The following is an 11,421-nucleotide window of genomic DNA, read 5'->3' as shown; positions in this document are numbered from 1 at the left end:
ATCCGTTTTCTAAAATGCAATGAGTTCACTTTGCGTGTGCAGAGGGCGGCGGCTTGTCCGACTGCCCTTGCCTGCAAAGTATTCTTTTTCTGACACAACGCTCATGTACGTAACAACGCACCATCCAACCGGGGAACAGGCCCCGAGAAGCAGGAGGGATGTCATTGAAAGCCTTATTTGAGAAGGAAAAAAATTACTGGAGTCATAAACTGGAATCTGAGGATCATACCATCTGCCTACCATACACTAACCATGTGTCCAGAAGTACAACTGTAACGAGTTTAAATTCCCATACGTACACGCTCACATTTCCAACTGAAATTTCCCAAAGAATATCATCTATAACAGGTGGCGCTCCATGGGCCGTGTTTATGGTCCTGCTTGCTGGAGTAGAGAGCTTATTGCATAAATACACAGGTGAGGAACGTGTGCTGCTGGGCATTCCGGTAGCCAAGTCTAGCAACGGTGCTACAAAGCCGATCAACCATCTACTTTTATTGAAAAATACGCTGGATTCCAGCACAACCTTCAAAGCCTTGCTGTCTCAAATCAAAACCTCTGTCGGCGAAGCTATTGAACATCAAAACATTCCTTTTTGGAACTATTCTGAATTACTTGACATTCAACGTGATGAGGATGGAAAGCCTCTTATTCACACCACAGTATCCTTGCGAAATATTCATATTTCTGATTTTTTGGATCACGTACAATCTGAACTAGATTTCCAGTTTCAATGGGAACATGAAGCGGTTTCCCTAAACGTAAAGTATAGTAGCGACCGTTATAGCGAGACGACGATTGAGCACTTTGTTGAGCAGCTTCTGCGGCTGTACACTATTGTTTTGCAGCAGCCAGAGTTGGCGATTTCCACAGCACAAGTGCTGTCAGAGCAAGAAATAGAGCAGCTGCTCCATACCTTCAACGATACAAATGTGGATTATCCACGTCATGCGTCTATTCATGAATTGTTCGAGAAACAGGCGAAGCAGACACCACAGCAGGTGGCGGTAGTGTATGGGCAAGATAGCCTAACCTATGCAGAATTGAATGAAAAGGCCAACCGACTGGCTCATTCTTTACGTAAGCAGGGAATCCGCACCGAGCAGACGGTCGGCATTGTAGCTGAACGCTCGATTGAGATGATTGTCGGTATGCTCGGAATTCTCAAAGCAGGTGGAGCGTATGTACCCATTGATTCTGATTACCCGGATGAGCGTGTACGCTATTTGCTGAAGGATTCCGGTGCGGACATACTGCTCGTGCAGCGAATGGAACATCGGCCCACTGATTTTAAGGGAATGGTGCTTGACCTTAGCGATGCCGCAATTTATGGAACGGATGATGCTGATCGTTACGATCCCATTTTGTCGAATGAGCACGGGACGAATACTGATTCGGGATACGTGGACTGCCTAGATCCGTTCTACTCCATTTCCGCCAGTCCCGAACTTGCTTCTACGACAACCATACAACCAGAAATCATGCAACCAAAAGCTACGCAATCAGAACAAGCAGAACCAGAACAAATACAGCAGACTTATGCAGCTAAAGAACAACCACAGGCGAGCGCAGCTGGTCGCTTGGCCTATATTATGTACACCTCAGGGACTACAGGCCAGCCCAAAGGGGTTATGGTGGAGCACCGTAATGTCGTGCGTTTGGTGACAAACACAAACTATGCACGCTTGAATGCCGACACACGCATTTTGCAGACCGGGTCTGTTGTCTTTGACGCGTCCACCTTCGAAGTTTGGGGTGCGCTACTGAACGGTGGACAGCTGGTGCTGGTGAGTCAGGATGTTATTTTGGACGCGCCCAAGCTCAAGGAAGTTGTCCGCAATCACGGCATTACCACGATGTGGCTGACCGCACCACTCTTTAATCAGCTATCCCAGCAGGACTTGGAACTATTTGAGGGGATGCGGGAGCTATTGGTCGGTGGTGATGTGCTGTCCGTACCGCATATTAATCGGGTATTGGAGGCCCATCCGAATCTACATATTATTAACGGCTACGGTCCGACGGAAAATACGACTTTTTCTACCACACAAGCCATTACTGGCGTTCAATCGGGATCTGTGTCCATTGGTAGCCCGATCTATAACTCGACGGCATATGTCGTGGACGGTTCGATGCAGCTCCAGCCTGTTGGAGCGTGGGGGGAACTGATTGTCGGCGGTGACGGGGTGGCTCGTGGATACCGCAACCGCCCAGACCTGACGACCGAAAAGTTCATTGACAGCCCGTTCCGTGGCGGCGAACGCTGCTATCGAACAGGGGACCTGGTGCGTTGGAATGCGGACGGGACGCTGGAATATAAGGGACGGATCGACGCGCAGGTAAAAATCCGGGGCTACCGGATCGAGCTGGGCGAGGTGGAAGCACAGCTGTTGAAGCTGGAGGCAGTCCGAGAAGCTGTTGTAATTGCACATGAAGATGAACAGGGGCAAAAGCTGCTCTGCGCATATGTGGTCACCCATGCGGAAGTAGCGACAAGTGAGCTGCGTAGCGCTTTGAGTCAGGAGCTGCCGGGCTACATGGTACCGTCGTATTTTGTACAGCTAGAGCAATTGCCACTGACGCCCAACGGCAAGGTGGATCGCCGAGCGTTGCCACAGCCAGAGGGAGGTGTAGGCTCAGGCGCAGAATATGTACCTCCTCAAAATCAATTACAAACACAACTGGCTAGCATCTGGAAAGATGTGCTTGAGCTTGAGCGCATTGGCATTAAGGATAACTTTTTTGAGGCAGGAGGACATTCCCTGCGGGCGACACATGTCATATCACTCATCTATAAGGAATTGCATAGAAATGTGCAGCTAAAGGATCTGTTCCAGCATCCGACCATTGAACAGCTGGCGCAGGTTATTGAAGCACTGGAGCAAACCACTTATGAATCCATCCCTGTTACGGAGAATAAGCCATTTTATGCGGTCTCTTCGGCTCAAAAACGGATGTATATCCTCAATCAGCTTGATGGAGCGGGAATTAGCTATAACATACCTGGTGTCCTAACTCTGACCGGTTCACTTGATCACAAGGCACTGGATAGTGCATTCCGTCAGCTTATTGATCGCCATGAAACATTGCGCACAAGTTTTGAGACCATGAACGGTGAACCTGTCCAGCGAGTACATGACGAGGTTCCTTTTTGCATGGAATTGACTAATGCTCACGGAGCTACCCCAAAGGAAACGGATGAGCTGGTACGTAACTTTGTCCAACCATTCGATCTGAGGCAGGCTCCGTTATTCCGAGTTGGTTTGGTTGAAACAGACCCAGAGCATCATATTTTGCTCATGGATATGCATCATATCATTTCGGACGGCACCTCTATAAATGTACTAATTCAGGACTTCATTCATTTATATGCAGGCGACACGCTGCCCTCGTTACGCATTCAGTATAAAGACTACGCCGCTTGGCAACAGAAGCAGCAGCAAAGTGAACGCTACCGGGAACAGGAAAACTACTGGCTCAATACCTTCGCAGGAGAGCTACCAGTGCTTGATCTACCGACTGATTATCCACGGCCAGCGGTGAGAAGCTTTGAAGGAGATGTGCTGGAATTTACGCTTGACCAACGACAAAGCGCAGGCTTAAAAAGCATTGCGGTGCAGACGGAATCGACATTATATATGGTGCTGTTGGCAGCCTATTCGGCTTTGCTTAGCCACTATAGCGGGCAGGAGGATATTATTGTCGGTTCGCCAATTGCAGGGCGGCCCCATGCGGATCTTGGCAGTCTGATCGGGATGTTCGTGAATACACTGGCAATCCGTAATTATCCAGAAGGCGGGAAAACGTTCCGCGATTATGTGTTGGAGGTCAAGGAAAACGCGTTAAAGGCTTTTGAACATCAGGATTATCCGTTTGAAGAGCTAGTGGAGAAGCTGGGCGTGGATCGAGATTTAAGCCGTAATCCGTTATTTGATACCATGTTTGCACTACAAAACATAGAGCAAAAAGAGCAGCAGCTGGCGGGGCTGCAACTGGCATCTTATCCAAGTGAGCAAACGACGGCCAAATTTGATTTGAGTCTGTTCGCAGTGGAGGATGGAGAACAAATTTCCTGTGCTCTTCAATACGGAACTCGGCTGTACAAACGAGAAACCATTGAACGACTGACTGAACATTTGCAGCAGCTTATCAATGCGGTTACTCAACAGCCGGATATCGCTCTTTCGGCTATAGAAATGGTTTCGGCCCAAGAAAAAGAGCTGCTTGTGCAGAGATTCAATGATACGGTAGCAGACTATCCGTATCCACGAGATCAAGCACTGCATGTGCTGTTCGAGGAACAGGTAGCGCAATCACCTGATCGGCTGGCCATCACCTTTGCGAACATGCAGCTTACCTACCGTGAGCTGAATGAACGTGCCGACCGTCTGGCACGCATTCTCGCTTCCCATGGGATACGGCGCGGTTCCGAGCCAGAGACACAGCGAGTAGCAATTATGGCTGAACGCTCCATTGAAATGGTCGTCGGTATGCTGGCGATCTTGAAGGTCGGAGGGGCTTACGTTCCCATTGATCCCGATTATCCTGAGGAGCGTATCCGTTATTTACTGGAGGATTCCGGTGCGGGGCTGTTACTGTTACAACGACGTGAGCAGATGCCTTTTGAACCCGGCATTCCGGTCATCGATTTGAGTGATGAACAACGATGGAGTACCAAATCTGAATTTGACGCTCATACGGATGGAACACTTCCGATTACAACAGGGGGATCTTCCTCGGATCTTGCGTATGTGATCTACACCTCTGGTACGACAGGCAAGCCGAAGGGCGTGATGATTGAGCACCGTAATGTCGTGCGCCTAGTGAAAAACAAAAGCTATGCCACGCTTGATGAAAATACACGTATGCTGCAATTGGGCGCAGTTGTGTTCGATGCCTCCACATTTGAAATCTGGGGAACGCTGCTGAACGGGGGACAACTGTATGTGGTAAGTCATGACACTATTCTGGATGCCTCCAAGCTCAAACAGGCAATTGACAAGTATCGTGTTAACACGATGTTCATGACCACGGCTTTATTCAATCAGTATTCGCAGCAAGAAATCGGAGTGTTTGCGTCCTTGAAGGAGTTGCTCGTGGGTGGTGATGTGTTGTCTGTACCGCACGTCAATCGTGTGTTGAAGGAGTACTCGCAGCTTCGCCTAGCCAATATTTATGGGCCGACTGAGAACACCACCTTTTCCACCATCTATGACATTACAGAACCGCAAACCCAGGCTATTCCCATTGGACGTCCAATTGATCACTCGACCGCTTATGTGGTCAATCGTTCGTTGAAGCTGCAACCTATCGGGGCCTGGGGGGAACTGATCGTCGGTGGTGATGGTGTTGGGCGTGGATATCTGAATCGACCCGAGCTTACGGCGGAAAAATTTATTGAAAGTCCATTCCGGTCTGGAGAATATTGCTATCGTACAGGGGACTTAGTGCGTTGGCGTGCTGATGGTGTACTGGAGTACAAGGGAAGAATGGATGAACAGGTCAAAATTCGCGGCTACCGCATTGAACTGGGTGAAATTGAAACCCGTTTGTCCACGATTCCAGGTGTGAAGGAATCAGTTGTTACCGTGCGGCAGGACGATCACGGACAAAAACAGCTATGTGCCTATTTTGTAACAGATAGCGAACTGAGCGCCAGCGACTTACGTAACATTTTGTCGCAGGATCTGCCTGGCTATATGGTGCCGTCCTACTTTGTGCAGCTCTCCAGACTGCCTTTGACGCTGAATGGCAAAGTAGACCGCAGGGCACTGCCCGCACCTGAGCACAATCTCGATACAGGTATGGACTATGTGGCACCCGAGACGGATGTCCAACAGGCACTGGCTACAGCTTGGGGAGCCATTCTTGGTATCCCGAAAGTCGGAATACAGGATAACTTTTTCCATTTGGGTGGTGACTCCATCAAGGCCATTCAAGTATCGTCCCGCTTATTTCAGGCTGGATACAAGCTGGAAATGAAGGACTTGTTCAAATACCCGACAATTGCAGGACTAAGCACATATATTCAGCCTGTTAACCGAATAGCCGAGCAGGGCGAGGTTACAGGAAATGTAGTGCTTACACCGATTCAGCGCTGGTTTTTTGAACAGCCAACGGGAGAACCACACTATTTTAACCAATCTGTCATGCTCTATCGTCAGGAAGGCTATGACGAACAGGCACTACGGCGGGCGCTCCATCAGATTACATCGCACCATGATGCACTGCGTATGGTTTTTATTTTGTCGGAGAACGGATGTACAGCATGGAACCGCAGTGTAGAGGAAGGCGAACCGTACCATCTAGAGTGCTTTGATTATAATGACAGCGATGTAAACCAGCAAGATTTGGCGAAGATAATTGAAGCGAAGTGCAATGAAATTCAATCTGGTATTTCTCTAAGTGAAGGTCCGCTGATGAGACTGGGGCTGTTCCGTTGCCCGGATGGAGATCATCTGCTGGTCGTGATTCATCATTTGGCGGTGGACGGGGTATCTTGGCGCATTTTATTCGAGGATTTGGCGACTGCCTATGATCAAGCTTCCAAGGGTGAACAGGTGATTCAGCTGCCTCATAAAACAGATTCGTTCCAAACATGGGCCGAGCAGCTGCACGCTTATGCCAACAGCCCAGCTATGGAACGTGAGCAAGCGTATTGGGGGAAACTTGCACAAGCGGAACGGGCTCCTTTGCCGCAGGATTACGGGTATAATGAGCACGAAAAGCCATTGATTGGCGATAGTGAGTCGGTTACTGCTTTGTGGACACACGCAGAGACAGAGCAGCTGCTCAAACAGGCCAATCGTGCCTACCGTACAGAAATTAATGACCTGTTGCTAACGGCGGTAGGAATGGCATTGCAAGCATGGAGTGGAAATGATCGGTTCCTGATTAATCTGGAGGGACATGGACGTGAAGCCATTTTACCAGAGGTGGACATTACCCGGACGATAGGGTGGTTTACAAGCCAATATCCTGTTTTGCTCGATATGCCGGAAGAACTGGCACTTTCGCAACGGATTAAGCGGGTGAAGGAAGGACTGCGCGGCATCCCGCAAAAAGGGATTGGCTACGGTGTACTGAAATACTTAGCCGATCATCAGACACAGGCACCGGAGGCATCTCCAGCCCTATTTACGACAGACCCCGAAATCAGCTTTAACTATTTGGGACAGTTCGATCAGGATATGAAAGGGAACGACTTGCAATCATCCTCATATGAGGGTGGGATGCCGCTGAGCCCGACCATGGCTCGAACGTATACGCTGGATTTTGGTGGCATCATTTCGGGAGGTCAACTGGGTCTGACGATTAGCTATAGCCGTACCAGCTATAGACCGGAGACGATCGAGCGATTGGCGAAATTACTGGAATCGAGCCTGCGCGAAATTTTGGTGCATTGCATCCATAAAGAACACCCGGAGCTTACCCCAAGTGATATTTCCTATAAAGGAATGAGTGTGGAGGGCTTGGACAGCCTCTTATCTGAAATGGGTGCTGCAGGTGAGATCGACAATGTATATGCACTGACCCCGATGCAGAAAGGGATGCTGTTTCACAGCCAGCTAGATAGTCAAGCAGCCGCGAATGACGCGTATTTTGAGCAGGTTTCTTATGATATGCGAGGTCAGATGGACATTCGGGCTTTTGCAGAAAGCCTGAATATTCTGGTTCGGCGACATGAGGCGCTGCGTACACATTTTTATTTTGGCAGAGATACGGAACCGTTGCAGGTGGTGTATCGAAATCAGGATTGCGGCTTTCAATATGAAGATTTACACCATCTGGAGAAGGATGAAATAGATACCCGGGTGAAAAATTTCAAGCTACAAGATAAAGCACGAGGCTTTGATCTGCGTAGGGATGTTCTGCTGCGTGTAGCGATTTTACGTACCGGAGAAGACAGCTATCATTTTGTATGGAGCTTCCATCATATCGTCATGGACGGCTGGTGTCTGTCCCTTATAAATAAAGAAGTGTTTGAAAGCTATGCAGCACTTCAGGAGGGCAGAGTACCAGAGCTAGCACCCGCAGTGCCGTACAGCCGCTTTATTGAATGGCTCGAAGCACAGGATCGCAAGGCGGCAACCGACTACTGGAGCAGCTATTTATCCGGATATGAGCAGCAAACAGCATTACCAGCTGTAAAATCCGGTCGCAAGAGTGGAGGCAACACGGCTAGTGATTGGGTGACGGTTTTGGAACGTGAGTTGACCCTCCGGGTGGAGGAGACGGCTAAGCGATATCAAGTGACCATGAATACGTTATTACAAACCGTCTGGGGGATTGTGCTGCAAAAATATAACAACCACAGTGACGTCGTATTTGGCAGTGTCGTCTCAGGCCGTCCATCGGATATTATCGGGGTAGAGGATATTATCGGCTTGTTCATTAATACCATTCCTGTTCGCATCCTTAGTGAGGCAGGGGAATCTTTTGCAGAAGTTATGAAGAAAACGCAGGAGCAGGCTCTGGCTTCTCATGCGTATGATACGTATCCACTGTTTGAGATTCAGGCATTGACCGATCAGAAACAGGATTTAATTAACCATATTATGGTGTTTGAAAATTATCCGGTAGATGAGCAGGTCGAAGAACTGGGAAGTGACGGGCAGGAACTATTCCCGATCTCCAACGTGGTGGCTGCGGAGCAGACTAACTATGATCTGAGCTTAGTCGTTATGCCAGGAGAATGCATCAAGATTCGTTTTATGTATAATGCGTTAAGTTATGATCAAACAGGCATTAAGCGTCTGCATGGACATTTTGTGAATCTGTTGGAGCAAGTTTTGCTTAACCCGAATGTTTGCATAGAAGAGCTGGAACTGGTTACAGCGGCGGAAAAACAACAAATTACAGGAGAGTTTAATAACACTGCCTCTGCATATCCAAGCAATCACACGATCCAAAAATTGTTTGAGGAGCAGGCAGAGCGTACGCCGGATCATATTGCCGTCGCTTTGGGTCATCAATCATTGACCTACCGGGAGCTCAATGAGACAGCCAACCGATTAGCGCATACGCTGTGTGATGCAGGGGTGAAACCCGATGAACCTGTTGGCATTTTGACGGAGCGCTCGCTGGATATGATTACGGGAACACTCGCTATTTTGAAGGCTGGTGGCGCGTATGTGCCGGTAGATCCACAATATCCGGAGGACCGTATCCGTTATATGCTGGAGGACTCGGGAGCCAAACTGCTGCTGGCTCAACAAGATTTGCTGGATCGTTGCTATTTTGACGGACAGATTGTTAATCTGAATGAGGATAAGTCCTACAGTGCAGATGCTTCCAATCTGGGTATAGATGGAGCGGGTAATCATGCTGCTTATGTTATTTATACCTCAGGCTCAACAGGTAAGCCTAAGGGTGTCGTTGTTGAGCATCAAAGTGTCGTGCGCCTTGTCCGCAATACCGATTATGTGCCATTTGATGAATCGACTCGAATGCTGCAGACTTGCGCGTTTGTATTTGATGTATCTACGTTTGAAATTTGGGGCGCGCTGCTGAACGGCGGTCAGCTTGTTCTTGTGCATAAGGATGATCTATTGGACGCGGCCAAGCTTAAAGAGACGATACGGGATCATAGCATCACCATGATGTGGCTGACCACACCGTTATTTAATCAGCTTTCACAGCAGGATAGTAAACTTTTCGGCGATGTGAAGTATTTGCTGGTTGGTGGTGATGTTTTGTCTGCACCCCATATTAACCGGGTTCTGCGTGATAATCCGGACATGAACATCATTAACGGCTATGGACCAACGGAAAATACAACCTTTTCGACGACGTATCACATTACGGAAGAACAGCTAGATTCTGTGCCGATCGGACGTCCCATCTGCAATTCGACGGCGTATGTTGTGGATTCGTCATTTAACCTGCAACCGGTCGGAGCCTGGGGTGAGCTGGTTGTCGGCGGAGACGGAGTTGCACGTGGTTATTTAAATCGTTCTGAGCTGACGGCTGAGAGATTTCTTGCTAACCCGTGGGTGGACGGAGATCGCCTGTACTGTACAGGAGATCTTGTTCGCTGGCGTGAAGACGGCATATTGGAATACGCCGGACGGATTGATCAACAGGTTAAAATTCGCGGTTACCGGATTGAGCTGGGCGAAGTGGAGGCGCGGCTGGCAAGTGTACCGTCCGTGCGGGATAGCGTCGTTATCGCTTTGCGGGATGGAACGGGTCAACAGCAATTATGTGCTTACTTCACTGCCGATGAACAGCTGACCGTCCGTGAGATTCGAGCTGCGATGTCGGCCAGTCTGCCGAGCTATATGATTCCATCCGCATTTGTACAACTGGATCGGCTTCCGCTGACGACAAACGGCAAAATCGATCGCAAAGCTTTACCTGTGCCGGACAAAGGGCTGCACACGGGTATAGAATATGTCGCCCCGCGAACCGATGTGGAGCAGTTGCTGGCATCCATTTGGCAGGAAGTGCTTGAAATTCCACAAGTGGGTATCCATGATGACTTTTTCACGTTGGGTGGACATTCCTTGAAAGTACTGGAGCTTATACGCAAAGTTCACCTTGCCACAGACATTGAGCTCCCCATCCGTAGTGTTATGGACTTCCCGACTATAGAAGAGCAGGCGCTCACATTATTGAAAGCGGATCTGGAATACAAGGCCGATAGTCCAATCATACGGTTGAATGAACACGGTCCGATCTCCATCTTCTGCTTTCCTCCTATGCTTGGATACGGGCTGTCGTTCGCGGAGCTGGCCAAACAACTGGATCAGGACGCAGTCGTGTATGGATTGGAGTTCGTGGATGATGCTGCCGATGAGCAGGCCATGCTGGCACGTTACGTTGATTTGATCGTCAGCACGCAAGCGCAAGGTCCGTATGTACTGCTTGGTTATTCCATAGGTGGTAATCTGGCGCATAAGGTTGCTGACACACTGGAACGTCAAGGTCATACCGTATCAGATATTTTTATGCTCGATTCGGTCAAAAGGGCGGAAGCCCTGCCCTTCACAGCTGAAGAAACAGAGCATGAAATTCATGACATGCTGGAACAGGTTCCCGACTCCTACCGTGAGCTGTTGAATGAAACGTACCAACGTAAAATGATCGCTTACGCGGTGTATGGCAACCAGCTTGTGAATACAGAGAGCGTTCAGGCGAATATTCACGGCTTTGTCGCCGTTGGATCGGAAACGGTGAGGGGTACAGGAGATAATCGACTTTTATGGAAAGACGCTACACAAGGTAGCTATGAAGAGCATAGCTTGATTGGTAATCATTATGAACTACTGGAACCCGGATTTATCGAGAAAAATGTAAAAAGTATCCGTGCCGCAATACAAAAGATAACTCGGAACACGGACAAAGACATGACACAAGATTTAGCACATCATAAATCTTGAAAATCTACGGTTGATGATTTTAAGAACTGAATCACTA

At 48.8% G+C, this 11,421-nt stretch carries 1 protein-coding gene; it reads left to right on the top strand.

All coding sequences use genetic code 11. The features are described from left to right. Positions 1 to 164 precede the first annotated feature (164 nt). Entirely contained in the window at positions 165 to 11,384 is an 11,220-nt protein-coding gene (locus tag ACEN8J_RS11035; RefSeq protein ID WP_495594495.1) for an amino acid adenylation domain-containing protein, read from the top strand. The last annotated feature ends 37 nt before the right edge of the window (positions 11,385 to 11,421 follow it).

The organism is Paenibacillus sp. Paensp38, assembly GCF_059491915.1.
This window is presented reverse-complemented; position numbering and strand designations above follow the sequence as displayed.